The following is a 21,977-nucleotide window of genomic DNA, read 5'->3' as shown; positions in this document are numbered from 1 at the left end:
GCCCATCGGCGTTTTGCGGTTATTTAGGATTTTTGCCGCCCAAATCCGGCGCGTTGGCATGTATCCAGCTGATTGCCGCATCCAGATCATCCTTGATTTTCTTGCCGTTCCAGGTCAACGCTTCCGCGACAACCGGCACGCCGAATTGGTTGGTCTGATGACAGGATGCGCATAACAGCGGACCGTGGCTGCCGTCCGGATTGTATTGCGGGGCCTGTTTGTAAGTCGTGGTGTCGACTGCCGTCGTTACCGGGTACAAGCCGTGGATGGACTCGTGACAAGCCTGACAGGCAAGGCCGGCATGGCCTTTCGAATAGCGCATCAGGCTGTACTTGCCGGGCTGATTGATCGGGAAGGCTACGCCGCCCTGGCCTTCGACGTAGGGCGGCGCGTGACAGTCGGCGCAATGCGGCTCGCCGGGCGCCAGCCAGTAGTCCCGACCGTGTGAGGCCGCGTCATAGGAGACCGCCGTGACGCCGTTGGCGTCTTCCGGCACTGTCAACGCGGACATTTTTACCGAAGGATTGGCCGATAATATCGAGACATTAATATCACCGTCTTCATCCTTGGTCACCAGCGGTTTGCCGTCTTTGGTGGCAATGACGGCAATGTCAGGCACCATGTGGTCCTTGGCCCAGGTTTTCAGAATGCCGGATTTGCCGGGGGTATCATGGCCGTTTTCATCCGGTACCACTTTAGGATCAAGATACTGTTCTTCCAGCGTTCTGCGGTCGACGCCTATCGCCTTGGCGATGTCATCCAGCGACTGGTCGCGGATGGTTTTGCCGGTTTGCTTGAAGGCATTTTCCAAATCATCTCGCTGATACAGTTCCCTGGAGAGCTGGGTATGGCAGTTGGTGCACCAGACGCCGTTGCCGCCTTCGCCGGTGCCGATTTTAGAGACATTGGCCTGTATCCATTTGCCGATTTCATTCAGATGCTCGGGGGTACCGACGCCGTCTTTATCCTTGTCGGGGTTGGAATGGACGTCGCGGCTGGCAAAACACCCGCCTTTGGAGTCGCGGTTGTCGGATGAGGCGTAAAAATTCCTGCCGTCCGCCGTGATGGCATAGCCGTCCATGGAGCCGTCCTGCCTGTGCGAAGGATGGCAGCCGGCGCAGGTGCCGGTGCGGCCGTACGAGTCGGGCATGGGGCGTATGGTCTGATGAACCCGGTGCAAGGCTTGCGACAGGGGCGGAATCGGATTGTCGCCTTCAATTTTCTGGCCGCCGGAAATGACTTCGACGACACCCTTCGATTGCAGCACGCCGATGACGTTATCGGCATGGCATTGCTGGCATAAAACCGGATCGGCGCCCAAGCGGTTTTGGGTGGCTCGGCTCGATGGATCGTATTTGGCCGTAAACTGTGTGCCGTGGCGGGCGTCGTGGATCTGTAAAATGGAAATGGATGTGGCCTTTAAATCGGCCATGTAATCGCTGGCGCCCAGACCTTTCCAGAACGCTTTTTCCTGTTTGTACAAAGTGAAGGTGTCGCCATTGGCGTTCTCATTGGAATGACAGTTGGAGCAGTTGGGCACATCGATCGGATTGGTGCCGATGAATTTCACGGGGTTGCCGGAATGGCTATCGATAATGGGCTGATTGGTTTTGGCGTCGACCAGTCCCACCCAGGCTTCCTGATAAGGCCGGATGTCACTTTCCACGATTTCCAGCGGGCTTTTTCGCATCATGTCGTCATAGAAGGGCGTCAACGGCAGACCCAGCGCATCCCAGATGCCCGGGTTGGTCAGCACGATAGGCACGTTGTCCAGTACCGGCGATTTGGTATAAACAACGGTGCCCTTATCGCCCGTGTAATGCAGATGGCCGCCTTTCACGGGGCTCGGCGCCGCCGCGCCGGCCGGACCCATATCGCGCGGGATGGGGATTTCGATGCCGATCCGCTGCTTTTCGCTGTCCTTGCTGGTGTTGTCGGGATTGTCGCCTTTCAATCCCTTGTAGACATACAGGTGGGTGAAATAAGCGTTGGCCACATTCTCATTATTGCCGTATTTGCCATCGTGGTTTACGTCGTACGGTATATTCCAGTAAGCCAGCTTCGTGCCTTCTGAAAAAGTGTTGCCGACGTGGCCGTATTCAAGCTTCATGCGTTTGTCGCCGTCAACTAAAACGGTCGGATCATTCGGGTCGGCGACCAGCAACCGCGGAAATTCATAGGTAGAGCCGGCCGTCTTAATGACCTGGCTCTGGATGGAATTGTAGGGCGGCAGGACGCAACAGTAAGAAAAGTCAAAGCCGGTGCAGTGCATCCCCAGTTCATAATTGATGGTGATGTTGTAATCGTTCTTCGGCTTCTGTTCATTCGCCTTAAAAATCTTACTGCTGCCCGTCCCGGGCGTTTCCTGGGCGAAAACCGGCAGGACTGACAGGCTGCCTGCCAACATCGTGGTTAACAGGCCTATAGGCAGGATGTTCATAGTCTCACCATCACTGCAGTTGCTGGTAATATTGCGCAAGCTCTTGTATTTCCGTATCGCTCAGCTGCTGGCTGAGTATGCGCATGCGACTGTAGATGTCGTTGTGGCGCTCGCCATTTCTATAGGCCGTGAGTGTGGCTGCGAAATATTCGGCCTGCTGCCCTGCCAGGGCCGGTATATCCATTTTCTCGCCTTGCCCTTCGGGGCCATGACAGGTGTAACACGGAGGCAGGGTGCGCCTGCCGTCGCCTTCGAATACCAGTCGCTCGGCAATTTCCAGCTCTTTATTGCCGGCTTTGTTCCTGGGCGGCGGCAGTGAACTGTACCAGGCGGCCATATCGGCCATATCCTGGTCGCTTAATCCCGCCGCTATCGAGGTCATGAGCGGGTGAGTACGCTGGCCGTTTTTGTAATCCTGCAACTGTTTGTAGATATAGGTTGCCAACTGGCCCGCCAGCGAGGGAAACCCAGGCGTCGGACTGATGCCTTTTTCGCCGTGACAGCCAATGCACTGGGCGGTCAATTCCTTGCCGTTTTTGCTGTTGCCTTTTTTTACGAAGTTCAGCTGGTCGGACGTCCAGGCAACTTGAGAGGAGGGTTCGGCATGTGCAAGGCTTGTGGCCAAAAGACCCAGCAATGCCGTTTGGATTATTTTATTCATGTTAGTACCCCCATCCGCTTGATTCGAACGTGTCCATGAAAAAGAACTGAAGAATAGGATAGCCGAAACTGATAAGCATGGCGGCTGCTATGACCCAGTTCCAGATTTTGAAGTCATTCAGAAATTCAGGCAAACGAGCGACCGGATAGATCGGTTCGGCGTATTCGACTTCGCCTTTATAGGTTTCAGTTGTTGAATTTAATTGAGTCTTCGCCAGATTGTAGACAAATAAACAAGCTGACCCCAGCATTATCAGGCCGCCGACAATCATGGCCAGTTCAAATGTATCCCATGCCAGGGTAAGGGGGCTGTTGTACTGAACGCTGGAAATGCGCCGGGGCTGGCCTAATAATCCCAGAATGTGCCAGGGAGTGCTCAGGACGACCATGCCGATAAACCAGGTCCATAACTGCAGTAAGGCCATGTTCTGCGAGAACAGCGGCTTGCCCGTCAATATTGGCCAGAGATAATAAGCAATGGCAAAGTACATGATGACGGTCGTGCCGGCAAAGATCAGGTGAAAATGGCCGGGAACCCAGGCGGTATTGTGAATCATGGCGTTCATGGCATAGCTGGCATTGACGATGCCGCCGAAACCGCCCAGCATCAGCATCATCAGGCCCAGAATCATGGCCAGCACCATCGGGTTGCGCCAAGGCAGGGCGCCAATCCAGCCGAAAAGGCCTTTGCCGCCGCGCAGTTTGCCGGCTATTTCCAGCGACGCAATCACGGCAAAGCCGGTCAGCAGTGTCGGCAGGGTGACGATAAATGTACCGATGCCGTGCAATAGCTTCCAGCCTTTGGCCTGCTCCGGATCCATATATAAATGATGGAAGCCGATTGGCAGGCTGAAGACGACCAGCACAATAAAGGAGACTCTGGCCAGTTCATCGCTCAGTATATAGCTGCCCGCCTGCTTTGGCACGAATACATAAAAGGCCGTGTAGGCGGGGATCAGCCAGAAGTAAACAATGGGGTGCAAGGTCCAGGCAAACAAGGTGCGCGCCAGTCCGGGATCGACCGTATCCATCCAGCCGAAAGCCAGAGGGATCAGTTGAAACAATACTTCCAGGGCAACACCGACGCTGGTCCATAGCCATAACACGGCATTGGACACGGTTGCGAACATAGCCAGAGGCACAGGCTGTCCGGGGTTGGCCTGCTTCCATTGCCCCATCATGACAATCATGATCCAGCACCAGACCCAGGAGCCGGCAAGCAATAAGGTGGCACCGACGTAAAACAAGGAGTGCGCCTGTATGGGCGGATAAAAGGTATAGAGTACGGAAGCGGAACCTGTCAGCAAGGGGATGGCTGCCAGGACCGTGCCCAACAGGGACACGCCGAAGCCGGCCCAGGCCAGTTTTATGTTCCATACCGGCTGCTTCAGGCTGGTCGTGGCCGTGTAATAACCAAAACCGGGTATAAAAAAAACCGTTAAAACATAAGCCATCAATACGCCATGGCTGCTGACCGAAGCGAAATAAACCCGGCTTGACTCAATAATCGGCAGGAAGCCGCTGCGTTCCAGAACCTGATAGGCGCCCATGAATGAGGCGATAAGGAATGCCCCGAAAGCGATCCACATATGGCTTAGCGCCAGTTTTTTTTCTTCAGCATCATTCATGACTGCTGTCTCCTTTGGAAGCTGTTTTTACCGGTGCGGTCCAGTGTTCTTTCGCGACGACTGTGATACTGCCCCACATGTGATCGTGTCCCATGCCGCAATATTCATTGCATAGCAAAGGGTAGTTGCCGGGTTTTGGAAAATCGGTCTTCAGCTCTGCGACATAGCCCGGCAGTATCATCGTATTCATGTTGGTCATGGGCAAGTGAATGCCGTGCAAGACATCCATGCTGGCCCAGCGGAATGTTAAAGTCGTGCCGGAAGGGACGGTAACCTGTTTGGGGTAAAATCCGTAACGACCGGCTACTATCCGGACCGTTATATTGCCGCTTTCATCAACCTGAACGCCCAGGTTGTCCTCGGCGAATTCCTCGCTCAGATGCAGGCGGGCTGAATCGATGGTTTCAACATGGCTGGGAGGATTAATGCCGTGAAACAGCGCATCTATGATAATGATGCCGACAAGCAGGCCGGCCATGCCCAGTATCACGTATACCCATTTTTTTTCCAACGGATCAATATGAACAGGGTCGCCTTTAAACTGCTCGGCTAAGGACTGGATTGCACTGGACCATTTCTTTTTCAATGGGTCGGTATTCATAAGGTCCCCTTTAGTCTATAGCACCACGCGGCAGAAATACGCCGTAATAGAGAAACAGCCAGGCGGCAACCATGCCGGCGCCAACCATTAGCATCAGAGCCCAGGTGCCAACAGGCGGGCTCTTGATGATTTTTTCGCGTTCTTCTTCGCTTAATTGAGTCATAGCTTCTCCTCGATTTTTTTATTGTTATTGCTTCTAGAGCGATGCCGGAGGTTCGGCCGATCCGGCGGATGGAGCGGATGCTTGTCGAGACTGACAATTCCGAATGTAATGATGAAACGGATGAAAAGTCAATTTTTAATTTATCTGTTTGAAAAATAAGAAATAACTAAGTAGAAATGCTTACTGTCAATGGGCATGGAATCGATTTATAATGGAAAGTTAATTTAGATCCGTTTGAGAGAGAATCATGGAAATCAAACAATATATGAGCAGTCTGGGCCTTAACGCCAGGGCAGCGGGGAGAGAAATCAGTCGAACCGAATCGTACAAGAAAGATCAGGCTTTACTGAAAATAGCGGAAATCATCGAAGCCGATCGAGACATGCTGATTGCGGAAAACGCCAAGGATCTGGAGGCCGGCAGGCAAAACGGTCTGGATGCGGCATCGCTGGACAGGCTGGCCTTAACACCGGCGCGCATCCAGGCGATGATCGAAGGTCTGAAACAGGTGGCCGCCTTGCCTGATCCGGTCGGTGAAATCAGCGATTTAAGTTACCGGCCCAGCGGCATACAGGTCGGGCAAATGCGCGTGCCGTTGGGCGTGATCGGCATTATTTACGAGTCTCGTCCCAATGTGACGGTTGATGCCGCGGCCTTGTGCCTTAAATCGGGCAATGCCTGTATTCTACGAGGCGGCTCGGAAGCGCTGCATTCCAATCAGGCGATCGCAGCCTGTATCACCAAAGGTCTGGCGGAGACCGGCTTACCGGTGGAGGCGGTGCAATGTGTGGCGACTGCGGACCGCGCGGCCGTCGGCGAATTGATCACGATGGACCGGTACGTGGATGTGATCGTGCCGCGTGGAGGCAAAAGCCTGATCGAGCGTATTTCCAAGGAGGCCACGATCCCTGTGATCAAGCACCTGGATGGCATTTGCCATGTCTATATCGACGATAAAGCCGATATGGATAAGGCCATTAACATAGCCGTTAATGCCAAAACCCATCGTTACGGGGTTTGTAATGCCATGGAAACATTGCTGGTGGCCGAAGGCATTGCCGCGAAAGTATTGCCGAGACTGGCCAGGGAATATGAGGAAAAAGGCGTGGAATTGCGCGGCTGCCTGAAAACCTGCTCCCTGATTCCAGGGTGCAAAAGAGCAACCGAGGAAGACTGGCGCAGCGAATACCTGGCGCCGGTTTTATCGATCCGGATTGTCGATGGGCCGGATCAGGCCATGGAGCATATCCATCGGTACAGTTCCGGCCATACCGAAGCCATTGTCACGGAAGACTACACGCTGGCCCGACGCTTCCTGAGGGAAGTCGATTCCAGTTCGGTCATGGTCAATGCCTCGACGCGTTTTGCCGACGGCTTTGAATATGGCTTGGGCGCCGAGATCGGCATCAGCACTGACAAACTGCACGCACGCGGCCCGGTCGGTTTGAAGGGCCTGACCTCGCTGAAATACATTGTGCTCGGCGATGGCCATATCCGGCAATAAATGATCGGTATTTTGGGCGGCACGTTCGATCCGGTGCACTACGGTCATCTGCGCCCGGCGCTGGAAGTCAAGGAAGTTTTCGGGTTGACCGAGATCCGCTTGTTGCCCAGCGCCCATCCCCCCCATCGCGAACAACCAGCCGCCACGGCGCTGATGCGCGTGCGGATGCTGGAACTGGCTATTCAAAATCAGTCCGGCTTTGTCATCGATACCCGGGAACTGGACAGGGCGGGTCGGTCCTATATGATCGATACGCTAAAATCCTTCAGGCTGGAATTCCCCGAACAGACTTTAATACTGTTTGTCGGGGCCGATGCGTTTAAAAATCTGACCAACTGGCATTGCTGGCAGCAGTTGTTCGATTATGCGCATATCGTCGTCATGACGCGGCCAGGGGTTCAATTACAGGAACTTGACGGCTATTTCGCGGCCAAAAAGGCTAACGGGATAAGCGAGCTCACGCAGGCGCCGGCCGGCAAATTATTCTTTCAGCCAGTTACACAGCTTGAAATCTCGGCAACGGCTATCAGACAAATGATTGCGGAAAAACACAATCCGGGTTTTTTATTGCCTGATGCTGTCATAGAATACATTAAGCAACATAAGCTTTACGAGAGTTAAGCTCTCATAATTTATTGACTATAGGAATTTGAATGCGAACAGATGAGTTATTAAATATTGTCCAGACCGTTTTGGATGAACGCAAAGGACAATACATCACCACAATAGATGTCAGGGGTAAAACCAGTTTTACCGATTATATGGTTATCGCTACCGGTACTTCCGATCGTCATGTTCGGTCCTTATGCGAGTACGTATCGGAAAAAGTCAAAGAGAGCGGTTTTAGACCGCTCGGCATCGAAGGCGACCAAGGCGCTGACTGGGTATTGCTGGATCTGGGCGATGTCATCGTTCATGTGATGACGGCCCAGGCACGCGAGTTTTATCAACTGGAAAAATTGTGGTCGGTTGACCGGGCCAAAGAAGTAGTCTGATTGGTACGGGCAGAACATTAGTGGCACAGAGGGCTTAAAGCCCTCTGTGGAAACAGCTTCAAACTTCTTTATGTGCTGCCTGTAAGTCAGGCATTGATTTCAATAGCTTGATAATCAGGTAACCGGCTAATCCATAAACCATGGCGAAGCCTACATAAGGCGGATAATACTGTGCCACGCGAGCAACGTATTGCGCCCATGACAAATCCGTATAACGTCCTGAAAATAGATAGAAACTGCCGTTCGAGATGACGAATGCAACTGAGGTGGCCAGTGCCATCAGACCGACCGAGATGGCCAGTTCGGGTGCGTTAAATGATTTGAACTTCGAGCAGTAACGGCCCGCCAACCACATGACCGCATAGGTCGGAACCAGAAATACATAGGCAGGGGACACGCACCAGGCGCTGGTGCCGTTTGCGATCGCGACATAATCGATCAAGCCGGCCAGTAATAACAAAAAGGCGAATAAGGCTTTTTTGCGGTAAAAGCCGGCGAAGAAGAAAACCGCCAGCGAGGCATCGGGCAGATGCAGAACATCGCCGAAATGATGAAAGCGCGTCAGCGCCATGATAGCGATCAGCGGAATCGGCAAATACTCGACTTGCAGCCATTGTTTTATATTCATATTGTTATCTCCAAATGGGTTAGTGATTAAAGTCCAGCGATGTAGGGTCAATTATTATAATGAATAGCGAGGAAGAAGTTCCTGTCCGCGGTGTTGTAAGTATTAATTGTCTGATAGTTTTTATCCAGCAGGTTATTGAGTTGCGCGCTCAATATCCAGTTTTTATTGAAATGATAGGCTGACCGCAGGTCGACGGTGACGTAACCGGCCACTTTGGTCTGGTTGCGAGCTTCATCGAAGCGGTCGCCTTGGGCCAGGACATGCGTGCCCAGATCCAATGATCCGAATGACCTGGACAGATCAAACGACAGGGTTTTCTCGGCGCGGCGCGGCAGGCGGGCATTGGTTTCGCGGTTTTTGGGGCTTAACAGGTCGAGTCCCAGTTTGCCGTCCCAGCCTCGCCACTGCTTGCTGATTTGGATTTCAATGCCGTCGATTTGAGCCTTGCCGACGTTTTCCGCGCTCAAATCAAACGTGACCGGATTCGTGACCGGCGTGATCAGGTTGTCGATATTGGTGTGATAAGCCCGCACTTCCCATTGTAGCCAATGGTCGCCGGCAAGCCCTGTCTCAAAAGTAGTCGATTTTTCCGGTTTCAGGCTGGCGTTGCCGAAATTCGGAAAATAGAGATCGTTAAAGGTCGGCGCCTTGAAGGCGTTGCCGAAGCTGGCGAAGGTACTGATGCCGTAGTCCGAGTTAAAGCGCCAGCCGAAATTGCCGGTGACATAGTCACCGAAAGCCTCGTTTTCATCCCAGCGTAAAGAGGCATTGATAAAATGACTGTCCAGTAAGCGGCTGTGCAATTCCGTGAATATGCCGATATCGTAGCGCGATATCTCTTTGTAAGACGTCGTGCTTTCCACTTCATCGACGCGGTAATCCGTGCCGGCAATCAGTCGGTGGTCGTCGGACAGTGTGAATTCGTTCAGCCAGGTGGTGTTCCAGCGCGTCGTATTGAAGCGGCTGGCGAATGAACCGTCGGGTGCAAACTGGTCGCTGTCATCACGGCTTTGGCCCAGGCGCAGCGTTGACCGCCAGTTATCCAGTAGATCCATGCTGGCTGATGTGCCGACCACCTGGTCAACGAATTTGGTTTTGTTCTGGAAGTTGCCGTCGTATTCGTTTTTGCCTTCGGCGCGCATGAAAAAGGCTTCCAGTTCGGCATTATTGTCGAAACGGTAGCCGAGCCTGGCGTTCAAGCCCGTGTTGCGGTAACCGTCCTTGTCGGGCTGGTCGAGGCCGAAACGTCCCGGGACCGGCTCGCGGTTATCGAAGCCCTGGGAATTGAAATGCGATGCACCCAGGCTGTACCAACTGTTTTTCCATTTGCCGCTGACCGTGCCGGAGGTCTTGATGGTATCGTATGATCCGCCGCCGGCATCCACGCTGAAACTGGGTTTTTCTTCCTGACCGCCTTTGCGGGTAAAAATCTGGATGACGCCGCCTATCGCTTCCGAACCGTACAGGCTCGATTGCGGGCCTTTGATGATTTCCACGCGCTCGATCTGGTCGATGGGAATAAACTGAAACGGTGTCGTGCCCAAGGTCGCCGAGCCGACTTTAATGCCGTCGACCAGGACCAGTACGTGATCGGAATTGGTGCCGCGCATGTAAACGCTGGTGTTTTGACCGTAACCGCTTTGCGTCATATCGATACCGGTCGTGTGCCGCAACAGTTCCGGCAGGGTTTTGGATTGCAGACGTTCGATATCGGTTCGGGAATAAACGGTTGCCGAAGCCGCCAACTGGTTTTTCGGGGTTTCCGTTCGTGTGGCCGTCACGACCATTTCGGGTAAATTGAGCGATTCGTCAGCCTGAGTTTCCCGAGCCTGTACAGAGCTGTTAAAACCGGCCAACAATAATGAACTGACTATGAATTTTCGCATGTGTCCTCTGCGCCGCCCGCGCATAAAGGTTGTGTAATAACAACGGAGGACAAAAAGAAGACGACGAAGATATGCTGTCTTTTTCGCAGACAGCCCTCCGCTGTTCCGAATAATACTTTCGGGCCGGTCTCCGGGCTTATAAGTGGCGAGAGCCTGAATCGTCACCTTCCCATGCATGACACAGTGGCATATTAACGATTCTTTCACTTATCTACCGTTGCGGGGGCAGCGTCGGCATTGGCATAACCTGACCGACTTCCCGTTTAACCATCGGCAAAAAACCGATGGAACCTGAAAGCAGGCGGCAATTATAAGGATTAACAGGGATAAAGCAAATTTATCGGTATGGCCGGTTCGTTTCAGTTAAATACCGGCAACAATCTGCCGGACACTTACGGTTCGACAAGTATTTCCATGCCTGAATTTGACGATATTACCGCGCCGCTACGAAGATATTCGACAGATGCGGACATTAACCAGCCTTAATTGATTCGATTCAAAGTGGGTGAAATTCGGGATAGCGTTCGTAAATTTTCGAGTCAAGCCGCTCATGTTGGAAGTAGAAGTGCACCTTACCATTACCGCTGACAATCGCCGCAAAATACCGTTGAACGATTGGATAACCTGATTTCCTTTAAAGTCTGTCGGCAGCGGGGGCAAGGCAGTCCAGTCCGGCCGTAGACATTGAGCTGTTGCTGGAAATAGCCCGGTTTTCCGGCTTCGTTGACAAAGTCGCGCAATGTCGTGCCGCCTTGTGCGATAGCCTGATGCAGGATCATACGAATACAGTCGGCCAGTTTCTGATAACGGGACAGGGCAATTTTGCCCGCTTGACGTGCGGGGTGTATGCCGGCCATGAACAAGGCTTCATTGGCGTAGATATTGCCGACGCCAACCACTATGTGGCTGTCCATAATGAATGACTTGACCGCCATTTTTTTGTTTCTGGACAATTTATAGAGCAACTCGCCGCTGAAATCCGCCAGCAATGGTTCGGGGCCGAGGTTTTTGAGCAGCGGATGTTGTTCGGCCGGCGCCGATGTCCATAACACCGCGCCAAACCGGCGCGGATCGTTGAAGCGCAGGATGATATTGTCATCAAAAATAAAATCGATATGGTCATGTTTGCCGGTGATCTGGCCGTTGGCAATGATCCTCAAACTGCCGGACATGCCCAAATGCAGCAGCAACGTGCCGGCATCGGTGGCAAGCAGCAGATACTTCGCTCTTCTGCAAACGGCTTGTATGCGCCGGCCTTTCAAGATTTGATCGAGATTTTCCGGCACCGGCCAGCGGAGGCTGGGTTGGCGGATAATGACGCGTCTGACCGTTTGTCCTTCAATATAAGGCGCTATGCCGCGTCGGGTCGTTTCAACTTCGGGTAATTCGGGCATGAAAGTAAAGCCAAGGAGTCAAAGGTAATGGTGCTTAAAGCATAAAACCACGAAGCACACGGAGGACATGAATTTATTTGGTTTTGCCCGGCAATTCATGCCGTCGTTCATGAGTCGCGTGTTTTCCGTGGTTTGCTGATCAATCTATTGAAATTTTATATTTATCGCCGTTTGCGTCGGCGCCAGATCAAAAATCCGGTGCCCATTAACGATAAGGGTATGACCAGCAGGAAGCCGAAGCCGATGACGGCAACCGATGTTTCTGTCAATTGCAGGCTTTTATCGCTGGCGGTTTTAGCCGGAATGTCGATAAAACGGTCGTCATGGATCAGCCAGTTGACCATTCTGAGCCCCATGTCCAGGTTGCCGACATTGCCGATATAGGCATTGGACAGAAAATCGCCGTCCCCGACGACGACAATGCGTTGCTGCGTTTTTTCATTGACGGCGCGCGTCAACGCATAGGCCACGGGCAGCGGACCTTGTTTTTCATCGCTGTCGGCATCAAATTGGACATTTCCTTTAACAGGGCCGGTTTCTGTCCAGGACTGTCGGGCGCTGCTGAGTATGGCTTCGGCCTGAAAATCCGATTCCGCGTCCATTTCCAGCGCCGCGGCAGCGGGATAGATCGTGGTGGTCTGGAAACCTTGCGTGATGGCGTGAGGCCCGTATTCCGCCACGAGCACAAAACTCGGATCGGTAATGCCGTACAACTGGGTACTGCCGTCCATGATGGCGCCAGGCAGTCGATGTATGCCCAGGCGCTGCTCCAGGGTATCGAGATGCACGGCATCAGGATCGGCCAACACGAGCAGATTGCCGCCTTGCTCTATGTAGCGATTGATGATCTCGGTTTCGTTCGCCAGCAGCGGCACTGTCGGGGCGGTCATGACCAGCAATGCCGAGTTATCGGGAATGGCCGGCAGGGTGGCCAGGTTAATGGTTTGGGCGTTGATCTTGCGTCGGGCCAGTTCCTTGCCGAATTGCTCCAGATCAAAATTGGCCTGTCCTTCAACCGAACGCTCGCCATGGCCGGTCAGGAACGTGATCCAGCGTTCATGAGCATTGGCCAGTTGCAGCAGGGCATTGGTCAAGGATGATTCATCAATAAAGGTTAATTTCTCGATACGACCCTGATATTCGATCAGAATGGCGCCGGCTGGGCCGATATTCAGCTCGCGCGTCTTTTCCGGTTGCGTATCGGGATCTATGAAAGTGAGGCTCAGGTCGGGTTTATGTCGTTTGTAACGATCGACCAGTTGCGCGATCTGGCTGCGAATCGGCTGATCTGCTTTCATGTAAACCGTGATGGCGAGTTTGTCCGGCATGGACGCAAGCAGCTTTACCGAAGCCGGAGACAGCGTGTTGCCGGCATTGGCGGTTATGTCGGTTTCCAGGGTGTAGCGGGTGCTTAACCAGGCCAGTCCACCGATGGCGGCCAGCAACATCAAGGTCAGCAGCAGGTTTTTCACGCGTATCCGCTGATGTATGCGTCGGGATATCTTCATCTTTGCAACCGGTCGTTATCGAGTCTGCGTATGCTGAGCAGGATAAAAGTGCTGATAAACAGCAGAAAATAGCTGATATCGAGGCTGCTGACCAGGCCGGTTTGAATATTCTGGAAATGCCTTAACAGGGACAGGTATTCAAACAACTCGCTACGTTGGTCATCCATGCCCATTGTCCAGTCCAGAACCCACAGCACCAGTAACAAGCCGAACGTACCCAGGGCGGCAACGGTCGGATGACCGGCCAGGCAGGATACAAATAGGCCGGTCGCGGCGAAAGCGGAAACCAGCAGCAGTAACGCCAGTATGTTGGCGAACAGTTTGCCGAAATCCAGCTCGCCGCCCGCAAGCAGGGATAACGGCATCAGCGCGGTCAGCAGGATTATCAGCAGCAATAAGCCGAGCGTGCCCAGATACTTGCCGATAATGATGTCGCTGTTGGAAACAGGTGCCGAAAGCAGCAATGACAAGGTTTTGTTTCTTCGTTCCTCACAAATCAAGCGCATGGTCAACAGCGGGGTTACCAGCAACAGGATAATGGCCGCGTTTCCGAACAAGGGTGTGACGATGATATCGGTCAGCCCCGGCGCGCCTTCGATAGCAGCCAGTTTGGGCTGGAGCATGGTAAAGGTTTCGACTTGCGATAAGAATAAAAAGGCGAGGATGAATTGCAGAATCGCCAATATCGTCCAGGCCATCGGCGATGAAAACAGGGTTTTAAACTCACGCGCGGCAATAGCTAGAATCATAAGTCGATCTGTTTCGGTTCTTGGGTCAGGGTAATAAAAATATCTTCCATCGATCGTTTGATCGGTGTCAGTTCCTGCAGACCCCATCCTGAAGCTACAATGGTCTCGGCAATTCGCTCGGCCGTGTGGTCGTTCGTGCTGTGATGAATTCTGATCTGGCGTTCGGTCACGGTTTCGATGGAGGTCACGCCAGGCAGCGACATCAGCGCGTCCAGATCAGGCGGGAGGCGCGTACTGGCCCGCAACGTGCCGGTATTCATTTGCCGGTTAAGGCCGGCAATGGTTTCTTTCAGGATCAGTCGCCCCTGATGGATGATTTGTACATGCGAACAGGATTCCTGGACTTCGGTCAGAATATGCGTGGACAGGATAACACCGTGATCCTGGCCCAGTTCGCGGATCAGCGTGCGGATTTCACGGATTTGAATAGGGTCGAGGCCCACGGTCGGCTCATCCAGTATGATGACATCCGGGTTGTGCAGGATGGCCTGGGCAATGCCGACGCGCTGCTGGAAGCCTTTGGACAGATTGGTGATCAGCCGGTCGGCGACGTCATTGAGACCGCAGCGCTCTTTAGCCTTGGCGATGGCCGGCTTTATCGAACTTCGGGGGATGCCGTGCAGTTGCGCGCAATAATGCAAAAACTCCTGCACGCTTAAGTCGCGGTATAGCGGCGGCGTGTCGGGTAAATAGCCCAGGCTCCGTTTGGCTGCTTTGGGCCGGTCGAGCAGATCAAAGCCGTTGATTTTAATCTGACCGGCACTGGGCGCCAGATTGCCGCAAAGCATCTGCATGGTTGTCGTTTTACCGGCGCCATTGGGTCCGAGAAAGCCCAGTACCTCGCCTTTTTCCAAGGTAAAGCTGACGTCATGTACCGCACAATGTTTGCCGTAATAGCGATGCAGATGCTCGGCTTCTATAAGAGTTGTCATGTTAACGCTTTAGATTTGTTTCAGCAGGTTTTCCAATTCGACTTGAATCTTTTTCCTGAAAAACAGGAACTTCCAGCGGGTACCGCCGCACTGTTTCCATAAAATGGCCGAGCGAATGCCGGCCAGCAACAATGCGCGTATTTTATTGACGATATCGGGTCGGGACAGGTAGCCCGGCTCGCCATTGACCATAATCCTCGGTTGCAGGGTGCTGATCGTGCTGTGGTATATTTCGCCGAGGTTAGCCAGTACATTTTCATGCATCGGGCCGAAATGCTCACTTTGGAGCTTGGCTTTTTCCACGCCGTTTCGTATGGTTTTGAGCATATCCTTGCGACCGGACAGCTGTTTCTCCAGAAAAACCAGGGACGCGGAATAACGCGCCTGCTCAGGATTGACAATTTTATAACCGGTCATTTGCTCATGGAGCTGTTCAAGCCCTAGTTTCAGGCCGGACAAGCCGCCATAGATATCGGTCACGCTGTCGGAATCGATTTTTAAAATACTGGCAATGCTGGCTTCCATGGCGTCGGCATCGGCCGTACCGGTTGTTGCCAGTTGTTGAACCAGCGCCGCCGCCTGGGCAATACCGGCGAGTGCAATAGTTTGGTTGGTAATCGTGTTTAATTGCATAGATTTATTTACAGGTGTGGAGTCGGGCAGTTTATATCAATATAACCTCGCTCAGTACATCTTTTGCCCAGTTGATGCTTTGGATGTAGGCTTCGCCTATGATTTTCTGGTCCAGGTCCTGAAACGCCACGGCTGAAATATTCCAATAGTTATAATTGATGACGCACCGCAGGGCTTCTCCGGCCGGTCCCTCGCCGGCCAATATGGCTGAAGTCATGTCGTCGGTCAAGGGTAGTTGGGCAAGTGCGTCTTCCAGGGGGATATCCAGGATGCTGTCCAGGCTGGACAAGATGCCGACCAGGAAAAAATGCTCGGATTGTTCGCCAATCAGATCGCCTAGCCGCTCGCACATTTTGGCGCGGATCAATGCGTTCTGCAGCATCGCCACCGGTTTGTTCGATAGTGAAGCCAACGTCAATATATTCGACCAGCGTTTGATTTCCTTCAAGCCCAGATAAGATATCGCGTGGCGGATGGATTTGATTTTATTCGGCACCGAGAAGAAAGCGGAATTGATGTAATGCAGCAGCTTGTAGCTGAGCACGGCATCCTGGGAGATGATCAGGGTGAGTTGTTCAAATTCAACCTCGGGATCGTTAATGACCGTCAGCAACCGGATAGCGGCGGCCTGATTGACGCCCAGGCGTTTGCCCGCGATGATATTGGGCTTTTGGAAGAAGTAGCCTTGAAAATAATCGAATCCCATTTCACGCAGGTATAGATATTCATCATGGGTTTCTACTTTTTCAGCGAGAAGTTTCACGTTATAAGGTTTAAGTTGTTCAATGGTAGTCCGGGTTTTGTTTTCGCCCAGGTCCAGAATATCCAATTTGATGATGTCGGCAAACTCTATCAAAGGCTTCCATTTCTCGGAAAACACAAAATCATCCAGGGCGATAGTATAGCCCTGCTGGGTCAGTTCTTTCAGGTTGCTGATGATTCTTGAATCGACGGACACATTCTCTAAAACTTCGACTACTATCCGGTCCTTGGGAAGATTCATGGGCGTTTTTTCCAGAATGTTCTGTGTGGTGAAGTTAATAAACGCCTTATGAGGACCGACGATCTGGTTGAGGCCAAGTTCCAGAATGGAGTCGGTAATAACTTGATTGGTGGCCTGCGTGGCGCCGTCTTCCCGTCTTAAATCGAAATCCTGGCCGCGAAAAAGAATTTCATAGGCGTAAATGTTCAGCTTTTTGTCAAGAATCTGCTGCCGTCCGATAATAAAGTCTGCCATTGTATTTAGGTGGGTATTAAATTTCGGAGGGTGTGAATACAAAATCCATTGTCTGAAGCAAAGTGAGACCGGTTGGCTATTGTTGTGACTGAATCTTTATATTTTAGCGGAAGTAACAGAAATTTCCGGTTAGCAACAAACATCCGGGTAGGCGGGACAAACCAGATGTTTGTATGATGAAATGTCAATTTATATCATGATTATTGGCGATCGGTCGAGTATGATATAAAGACTAACGTACTGGTTAAAAGGAGAGAGAAATGACTGAATCTGTAACATTAACCGTTACCGGCATGAAATGTGGCGGTTGTGAATCGAATGTAACGAATAAACTGAATACTATCGAAGGTGTCGTGTCAGTTAAAGCATCGGCCAAGGATAATGAGGTGAGCGTTGAATATGATGCTGGAAAAACGGATCTGGATGCGATTACAGAGGCCATTACGGAAGCGGGCTTTACTGTAGAGTGATATTTTATTGGCTGTAAGGTATCTAATATTGTTAGTCAGACCGGATAATTTATGAATGCACAAGAAATTTCTGATACGGCGGCGGAAGAGTTGCGGTTATCTATTTTGGGCATGCGTTGCGCGGGTTGCGTAAGTGCTGTTGAGAGTGCCTTGTCCGCGGTAGAAGGCGTAACTTCGGTCAGTGTCAATTTTGCCGATCATTCAGCGATGGTAAAAGGACACGCCGATCCCGAGGTGTTAACGCAGGCCGTTAAGGAGGCCGGTTATGACGCAGCCGTGATGGAAGGGCTCGAAGATGTAACCGAACAGGAAGAGCTGGAGCTGCAACGTTACCGAAACCTGATGAAAAAAGCATCCGCGGCCGCGATGCTTGGCGTGCCGCTGATGCTTGGCGATCATCTCGGGTGGTTGCCTGAAATCGATTCGGCGGCAGGGCAATGGTTCTGGCCGGAAATCGCGCTGATCACCTTCTGCATCCTGTTTTATTCAGGCGGGCATTTTTTCAGCGGCGCGATCAAATCGCTACGTTTAGGTCAGGCCAATATGGATACCCTGATTGCTCTGGGCACGGGCTCTGCATGGCTTTATTCCACGATAGTCATTGACTATTCCGACACGCTGCCTTCCCTGGCCCGGCATGCCTATTTTGAGGCCGCCGTGATCATCCTGGCATTTATTAATCTCGGCTCAGCGTTGGAAATGCGGGCCAGAGGCAAAACTTCCGGAGCGATTCGCCAGCTGATCGGTTTGCAGCCACGCACGGCGCGCGTGCTTAGAGACGGGGTGGAAATGGATATTCCGATTGAACTGGTAGGCTTGGGCGAAACGTTGAGAGTGAGGCCCGGTGAAAAAATCGCTGTGGACGGCGTGCTGCTGGAAGGGCATTCCACTATTGATGAGTCCATGCTGACGGGCGAGCCGCTGCCGGTAGAAAAAACGGTAGGATCAGAAGTGGTCGGCGGCACGATAAACCAGACCGGCAGTTTTCTGTTCAAAGCGACGCGTATCGGCCGCGATACCGCATTGGCGCAAATCATTAAAAGCGTGCGCCAGGCACAAAGCAGTAAACCTGAAATCGCCCGGTTGGCTGATAAAATTGCAGCCGTTTTTGTACCGGCAGTGGTCACGCTTTCGGTGCTGACATTCCTGATTTGGTATACCTGGGGGCCGGAACCAGCATTAGGCTATGCTTTTGTGACTTCCATGACGGTATTGGTTATCGCCTGTCCTTGCGCGCTCGGCCTGGCGACGCCTATCTCAGTCATGGTCGCGGTCGGCCGGGCCGCCCAGTCAGGGATTTTGATCCGCAATGGTGAGGCGCTACAGACGGCAGGTAAGCTGACTTGTATGATACTTGACAAAACCGGGACGGTAACCGAGGGCAGACCTGTCGTTTCGGCTATCGAAGCCATCGGTGATTATAGCGATGAGGCTGTTCTGCAATGGGCCGCGAGTATTGAAGCCGGCTCGGAGCATCCGTTAGCGGCGGCCATTTTGTCGGCGGCGGAAGACCGGGGCATCAGGCTGGAAAAAGTCAAAAAATTTGAAGCGGTTACGGGGCATGGCGTAACGGCGCAAATCAACGAACAGTCCGTGTTGTTCGGCAATCAGGCGCTGATGGATAAAAAAGGCGTCAAATATTCGCGATATAACAGCAAATTGCAAAAGCTTTCAGCCCAGGGCCAAACACCGATGCTGTTGGCAGTGGATCATAAAGTCGCCGGCATTATCGCCGTGTCGGATCCGATTAAAAAAGATTCGGCGGAGGCCGTACAGTTATTGAAAAGCCAGGGCGTTCGCCTGCTAATGGTAACTGGCGATAATGAAATTACGGCGCAGGCTATTGCCCGCCAGGCGGGTATTTCTGAAGTCAGGGCGCAAGTGCTGCCGCAAGATAAGGCGGCTGTCGTGAAGGAACTGCAGCAGCAAGGGGAAATTGTCGGCATGGTAGGTGACGGCATCAATGACGCGCCGGCATTGGCTCAGGCCGATGTCGGGTTGGCTATCGGTACCGGCACCGACGTTGCTATTGAAAGCGCTGATGTCGTCATTCTGCAAGGGTCGTTATTAAAAATTCCTGAGGCCATCGAATTGTCCAAAGCGACTCTGGTCAATATAAAACAGAATCTGCTCGGGGCTTTTTTCTACAATACGATCAGTATTCCGGTCGCGGCGGGGTTGTTGTATCCCGTATTTGGAATTTTATTGAATCCTATGATAGCTGGTGCGGCAATGGCCATGTCATCCGTGACAGTGGTCTCTAACGCCAACCGTTTGCATTGGGTAAAATTTAGAGGGTAAATAATGAAAAACATGTTTCAAGCTGTCATTGTCGCCGTGCCTTTACTTTTGGGCGGTTGCAGCGATTCGTCAAATGATAAGGGTTCGGCGGCACAAGCCTATTCCCATATTGAAGGTGTCGTCTCGGACAGGGATGGGCCAGTAATCAGCGGTGAGGTCGCGGTTAAAGATAAAAATGGCGTACCGGTGACTTCGGTAGTGCTTAATGGCGACTCCCAATATTCGGTGAACATTCCGGCCAATACCGCCTATCCGGTCTTCCTGGAAATCACCGGCCATGATGAATTGCTGGAAGCGGTTGTTATCGATCCTTCGGCAGTGAAACAGGATATTACGCCTATGTCTACATTGGTGGTGCGTTCGGCACGAGATCTCGGCGGCGTGACAAAAGAAAATATGGCCAGGGCGGCCATAAATGCAATTTCACAAAGCAAAACGGCTAGCGGCAAAGGTACAACGGCCGGATTTAAAGGCGATCCCACCAAACAATACGGAGGGTGGCATTAGGCTTTAAGCAAATGGACCAATTGTTTGGGTGTTAAAGGAGAACATATAGCCCCAGACCTGAATCAGTATTAATAAACTCGTCTATAAAGACTCATGCCGTTAGATAAAAATTAATGGAAACTTTTACGTTGCAGCAGTTTGTTCATGAAAAACTGGCTAGTTCCTTAAGAGTCGGCATTATCATCGCTATCATGAGTCTTTCTTCTGTCAATGCGGCGGAGATAGTCGTCAATCAAACCGTGCCTTCGAAGCAGTATACGCTGGCGGAAGTTCGGGCTGTATTCATGATGCGGCAGCAATTCTGGCCTAACGGCGAGCGAATCAAAGTTTTTACTTTATCCGATGATGACTTTCTTCATAAGGATTTTGTTAAAAACAATCTCAATATGTTTCCACACCAGCTCAGAAGAATATGGGACAGAATGCTTTACTCTGGGACTGGGGCGATACCCGTTCAGCTGGATTCTGAACAGGAAATGATTGATAAAATAGCCAATACGCCCTATGCCATCGGGTATTTAAATAGCAGAACGGACAATGAAAAAATACGCTTATTTGAATACCAATAACGGAATTTTACTGTTGAGCCTGTTCTGTCTGTCCGGTATCGCGCAAGCCGGTATTGTACCTGATGAACTCAAGTTTCATGGTTTTTTGACACAAGGTTTTTTTCATTCTTCCGATAATAATATTTTTGGGCAAAGCGACGACGGCATTACTCCCGGATTGACTGAAATAGGTTTGAATGTCTCCTATCAGCCGCTCGATAGATTAAGATTTACGGCTCAAGGCTTATATCGGCGTGATGGAGATGTTGATCGTGGCAGTGTAAAACTCGATTATGGCTTGGCTGATCTGACATTATGGAATTATGCAAGCGGCCGGATCGGTCTCCGTGCCGGCCGGGTTAAAACGCCGTATGGCCTATATAATGAAACCAGGGATGTATCTTTTACGCACCCGACTATACTATTACCTCAAGGCATCTATTTCAATCGTTCACGCTCGTTGCTGATTTCCGCGGATGGCGGTTCACTTTATGCCGAGCAACGCACGCATTATGGCGATTTTTCCTTCAAGTTTAATGTCGGCGTCCCGCTAGGAAATAATAGAGAAATACGGTCAACCGTACTCGGTCCTGATGCCAAAGGCGAGTTTCAGGCGCAGCCTGCTATTGCCGCGCAGCTTAATTATGAAATTAATGGCGGAGAATATGTTTTTGCCGTGAGCTATGTGGATCTTGAGCTTGAATATCGACCTGTGGCGGGCGATACGTTTTCGAGCGGTGAGGCTCATATTCGGCCATTGGTGTTTTCCGCCCAATATAACGGCGAAAAATTTTCATTAACAGGCGAATATGATTATCGATGGAATAGTGTCAGTAATTTCGGAACTTCTTTTCCAGATTTTAAATCGGTAACGGAAAGCTGGTACATTCAGGGGGGCTACCAGATTTTGGAGCAGTTGCGGGCGAATATTCGCTATGATGTTCTCTATAATAATAAAAATGATAGGGGCGGGCAGAGAGCCGTTGCACTCGGGTTGCCGAATCATGCCGCTTATGCCAAGGACTGGATGTTTGGCCTGCGTTGGGACATGACGACATCCTGGATGTTAAGGGCTGAATACCATCGAATCCATGGTACGGCCTGGCTACCCCAGGCGGACAATTCCATCAGGAGCCTTACCGTTCAGGACTGGGATCTGTATGGATTGCAATTATCGTTTAGGTTTTAATTAA

General features: G+C 51.8%; 21 protein-coding genes and 1 riboswitch. Of the genes, 8 read left to right on the top strand and 13 right to left on the bottom strand.

Annotation, left to right across the window (positions count from 1 at the left end; genetic code table 11):
* Positions 1-19 precede the first annotated feature (19 nt).
* Genes METMA_RS0103000 through METMA_RS27370 form a run of 5 tightly spaced genes read right to left on the bottom strand, consistent with a single transcriptional unit; the run spans position 20 to position 5,492 of the window.
* Positions 20-2,440, bottom strand: a complete 2,421-nt coding sequence (locus METMA_RS0103000; RefSeq protein WP_020157585.1) for a cytochrome c3 family protein — start codon at positions 2,438-2,440, stop codon at positions 20-22.
* Positions 2,441-2,450: 10 nt separating this feature from the next.
* Positions 2,451-3,101 carry a c-type cytochrome gene (locus METMA_RS0102995; protein ID WP_020157584.1) on the bottom strand — a complete coding sequence of 217 codons (651 nt, stop codon included), beginning with the start codon at positions 3,099-3,101 and terminating at the stop codon, positions 2,451-2,453.
* Between the two features lies 1 nt (position 3,102).
* Positions 3,103-4,728: a cbb3-type cytochrome c oxidase subunit I gene (locus METMA_RS0102990; protein ID WP_020157583.1), complete on the bottom strand. Its 1,626-nt coding sequence runs from the start codon at positions 4,726-4,728 to the stop codon at positions 3,103-3,105.
* A complete protein-coding gene (locus METMA_RS0102985) occupies positions 4,721-5,329 on the bottom strand; it encodes a cupredoxin domain-containing protein (protein ID WP_020157582.1) in 609 nt (202 codons plus the stop codon). Before METMA_RS0102985 ends, METMA_RS0102990 begins: the two co-directional genes overlap by 8 nt.
* Before the next feature lie 10 nt (positions 5,330-5,339).
* Entirely contained in the window at positions 5,340-5,492 is a 153-nt protein-coding gene (locus METMA_RS27370; protein WP_020157581.1) for a hypothetical protein, read from the bottom strand.
* Positions 5,493-5,739: 247 nt separating this feature from the next.
* Here METMA_RS27370 and METMA_RS0102975 point away from each other — a divergent pair, with 247 nt between their 5' ends.
* Genes METMA_RS0102975 through rsfS form a run of 3 tightly spaced genes read left to right on the top strand, consistent with a single transcriptional unit; the run spans position 5,740 to position 7,991 of the window.
* Entirely contained in the window at positions 5,740-6,996 is a 1,257-nt protein-coding gene (locus METMA_RS0102975) for a glutamate-5-semialdehyde dehydrogenase (protein WP_020157580.1), read from the top strand.
* Positions 6,997-7,617, top strand: coding sequence for a nicotinate-nucleotide adenylyltransferase (gene nadD / locus METMA_RS0102970; RefSeq protein WP_020157579.1), 621 nt, complete (start codon positions 6,997-6,999; stop codon positions 7,615-7,617).
* Positions 7,618-7,649: 32 nt separating this feature from the next.
* Entirely contained in the window at positions 7,650-7,991 is a 342-nt protein-coding gene (gene rsfS, locus METMA_RS0102965; RefSeq protein WP_020157578.1) for a ribosome silencing factor, read from the top strand.
* Positions 7,992-8,049: 58 nt separating this feature from the next.
* Here the strand turns inward: rsfS and METMA_RS0102960 are convergent, their stop codons facing one another.
* The 8 genes from METMA_RS0102960 to METMA_RS0102920 all read right to left on the bottom strand — a co-directional run bounded on the left by METMA_RS0102960 (position 8,050) and on the right by METMA_RS0102920 (position 16,958).
* Entirely contained in the window at positions 8,050-8,619 is a 570-nt protein-coding gene (locus tag METMA_RS0102960; protein WP_020157577.1) for a hypothetical protein, read from the bottom strand.
* A gap of 47 nt (positions 8,620-8,666) precedes the next feature.
* Positions 8,667-10,505 carry a TonB-dependent receptor domain-containing protein gene (locus tag METMA_RS0102955; protein WP_020157576.1) on the bottom strand — a complete coding sequence of 613 codons (1,839 nt, stop codon included), beginning with the start codon at positions 10,503-10,505 and terminating at the stop codon, positions 8,667-8,669.
* A 104-nt stretch (positions 10,506-10,609) separates the two neighbouring features.
* Positions 10,610-10,815, bottom strand: a riboswitch (cobalamin riboswitch).
* A 268-nt stretch (positions 10,816-11,083) separates the two neighbouring features.
* Complete coding sequence (gene mutM, locus METMA_RS0102945; RefSeq protein WP_020157574.1) at positions 11,084-11,899, bottom strand: bifunctional DNA-formamidopyrimidine glycosylase/DNA-(apurinic or apyrimidinic site) lyase; 816 nt, start codon at positions 11,897-11,899, stop codon at positions 11,084-11,086.
* Between the two features lie 161 nt (positions 11,900-12,060).
* The gene (locus METMA_RS0102940; RefSeq protein ID WP_020157573.1) at positions 12,061-13,407 is read right to left on the bottom strand and encodes a GldG family protein; all 1,347 of its coding nucleotides are present in this window, start codon (positions 13,405-13,407) and stop codon (positions 12,061-12,063) included.
* Positions 13,404-14,156 (bottom strand): ABC transporter permease subunit, encoded by a 753-nt coding sequence (locus METMA_RS0102935; RefSeq protein ID WP_020157572.1) that lies wholly within the window; start codon positions 14,154-14,156, stop codon positions 13,404-13,406. The genes METMA_RS0102940 and METMA_RS0102935 overlap by 4 nt, the downstream gene beginning before the upstream one ends.
* Positions 14,153-15,088, bottom strand: coding sequence for an ABC transporter ATP-binding protein (locus METMA_RS0102930; protein WP_020157571.1), 936 nt, complete (start codon positions 15,086-15,088; stop codon positions 14,153-14,155). The genes METMA_RS0102935 and METMA_RS0102930 overlap by 4 nt, the downstream gene beginning before the upstream one ends.
* Positions 15,089-15,097: 9 nt before the next feature.
* A complete protein-coding gene (gene hflD / locus METMA_RS0102925) occupies positions 15,098-15,721 on the bottom strand; it encodes a high frequency lysogenization protein HflD (RefSeq protein ID WP_020157570.1) in 624 nt (207 codons plus the stop codon).
* Positions 15,722-15,752: 31 nt separating this feature from the next.
* On the bottom strand, positions 15,753-16,958 hold the full coding sequence (locus METMA_RS0102920; RefSeq protein WP_020157569.1) for an EAL and HDOD domain-containing protein: 1,206 nt from the start codon (positions 16,956-16,958) through the stop codon (positions 15,753-15,755).
* A gap of 260 nt (positions 16,959-17,218) precedes the next feature.
* On the opposite strand from METMA_RS0102920, the gene METMA_RS0102915 reads away from it, so the two are divergent.
* The 5 genes from METMA_RS0102915 to METMA_RS0102895 all read left to right on the top strand — a co-directional run bounded on the left by METMA_RS0102915 (position 17,219) and on the right by METMA_RS0102895 (position 21,973).
* A complete protein-coding gene (locus tag METMA_RS0102915) occupies positions 17,219-17,428 on the top strand; it encodes a heavy-metal-associated domain-containing protein (RefSeq protein WP_020157568.1) in 210 nt (69 codons plus the stop codon).
* Positions 17,429-17,479: 51 nt separating this feature from the next.
* Entirely contained in the window at positions 17,480-19,729 is a 2,250-nt protein-coding gene (locus METMA_RS0102910) for a heavy metal translocating P-type ATPase (protein WP_020157567.1), read from the top strand.
* Positions 19,730-19,732: 3 nt separating this feature from the next.
* Positions 19,733-20,236: a hypothetical protein gene (locus METMA_RS0102905; protein WP_020157566.1), complete on the top strand. Its 504-nt coding sequence runs from the start codon at positions 19,733-19,735 to the stop codon at positions 20,234-20,236.
* Positions 20,237-20,349: 113 nt separating this feature from the next.
* Positions 20,350-20,805, top strand: a complete 456-nt coding sequence (locus METMA_RS27690; RefSeq protein ID WP_020157565.1) for a hypothetical protein — start codon at positions 20,350-20,352, stop codon at positions 20,803-20,805.
* The gene (locus METMA_RS0102895; protein ID WP_020157564.1) at positions 20,774-21,973 is read left to right on the top strand and encodes a hypothetical protein; all 1,200 of its coding nucleotides are present in this window, start codon (positions 20,774-20,776) and stop codon (positions 21,971-21,973) included. The genes METMA_RS27690 and METMA_RS0102895 overlap by 32 nt, the downstream gene beginning before the upstream one ends.
* Positions 21,974-21,977 lie beyond the last annotated feature (4 nt).

It is taken from the genome of Methylobacter marinus A45 (assembly GCF_000383855.1).
Taxonomy (GTDB): Bacteria; Pseudomonadota; Gammaproteobacteria; order Methylococcales; family Methylomonadaceae; genus Methylobacter; species Methylobacter marinus.
This window is presented reverse-complemented; position numbering and strand designations above follow the sequence as displayed.

What these genes read in the sequence shown, in the direction of transcription:
- METMA_RS0103000 (WP_020157585.1), bottom strand. Translation starts at nt 2,440, where the DNA reads ATGAACATCCTGCCTATAGGCCTGTTAACCACGATGTTGGCAGGCAGC.
- METMA_RS0102995 (WP_020157584.1), bottom strand. Translation starts at nt 3,101, where the DNA reads ATGAATAAAATAATCCAAACGGCATTGCTGGGTCTTTTGGCCACAAGC.
- METMA_RS0102990 (WP_020157583.1), bottom strand. Translation starts at nt 4,728, where the DNA reads ATGAATGATGCTGAAGAAAAAAAACTGGCGCTAAGCCATATGTGGATC.
- METMA_RS0102985 (WP_020157582.1), bottom strand. Translation starts at nt 5,329, where the DNA reads ATGAATACCGACCCATTGAAAAAGAAATGGTCCAGTGCAATCCAGTCC.
- METMA_RS27370 (WP_020157581.1), bottom strand. Translation starts at nt 5,492, where the DNA reads ATGACTCAATTAAGCGAAGAAGAACGCGAAAAAATCATCAAGAGCCCG.
- METMA_RS0102975 (WP_020157580.1), top strand. Translation starts at nt 5,740, where the DNA reads ATGGAAATCAAACAATATATGAGCAGTCTGGGCCTTAACGCCAGGGCA.
- nadD (WP_020157579.1), top strand. Translation starts at nt 6,997, where the DNA reads ATGATCGGTATTTTGGGCGGCACGTTCGATCCGGTGCACTACGGTCAT.
- rsfS (WP_020157578.1), top strand. Translation starts at nt 7,650, where the DNA reads ATGCGAACAGATGAGTTATTAAATATTGTCCAGACCGTTTTGGATGAA.
- METMA_RS0102960 (WP_020157577.1), bottom strand. Translation starts at nt 8,619, where the DNA reads ATGAATATAAAACAATGGCTGCAAGTCGAGTATTTGCCGATTCCGCTG.
- METMA_RS0102955 (WP_020157576.1), bottom strand. Translation starts at nt 10,505, where the DNA reads ATGCGAAAATTCATAGTCAGTTCATTATTGTTGGCCGGTTTTAACAGC.
- mutM (WP_020157574.1), bottom strand. Translation starts at nt 11,899, where the DNA reads ATGCCCGAATTACCCGAAGTTGAAACGACCCGACGCGGCATAGCGCCT.
- METMA_RS0102940 (WP_020157573.1), bottom strand. Translation starts at nt 13,407, where the DNA reads ATGAAGATATCCCGACGCATACATCAGCGGATACGCGTGAAAAACCTG.
- METMA_RS0102935 (WP_020157572.1), bottom strand. Translation starts at nt 14,156, where the DNA reads ATGATTCTAGCTATTGCCGCGCGTGAGTTTAAAACCCTGTTTTCATCG.
- METMA_RS0102930 (WP_020157571.1), bottom strand. Translation starts at nt 15,088, where the DNA reads ATGACAACTCTTATAGAAGCCGAGCATCTGCATCGCTATTACGGCAAA.
- hflD (WP_020157570.1), bottom strand. Translation starts at nt 15,721, where the DNA reads ATGCAATTAAACACGATTACCAACCAAACTATTGCACTCGCCGGTATT.
- METMA_RS0102920 (WP_020157569.1), bottom strand. Translation starts at nt 16,958, where the DNA reads ATGGCAGACTTTATTATCGGACGGCAGCAGATTCTTGACAAAAAGCTG.
- METMA_RS0102915 (WP_020157568.1), top strand. Translation starts at nt 17,219, where the DNA reads ATGACTGAATCTGTAACATTAACCGTTACCGGCATGAAATGTGGCGGT.
- METMA_RS0102910 (WP_020157567.1), top strand. Translation starts at nt 17,480, where the DNA reads ATGAATGCACAAGAAATTTCTGATACGGCGGCGGAAGAGTTGCGGTTA.
- METMA_RS0102905 (WP_020157566.1), top strand. Translation starts at nt 19,733, where the DNA reads ATGAAAAACATGTTTCAAGCTGTCATTGTCGCCGTGCCTTTACTTTTG.
- METMA_RS27690 (WP_020157565.1), top strand. Translation starts at nt 20,350, where the DNA reads ATGGAAACTTTTACGTTGCAGCAGTTTGTTCATGAAAAACTGGCTAGT.
- METMA_RS0102895 (WP_020157564.1), top strand. Translation starts at nt 20,774, where the DNA reads ATGAAAAAATACGCTTATTTGAATACCAATAACGGAATTTTACTGTTG.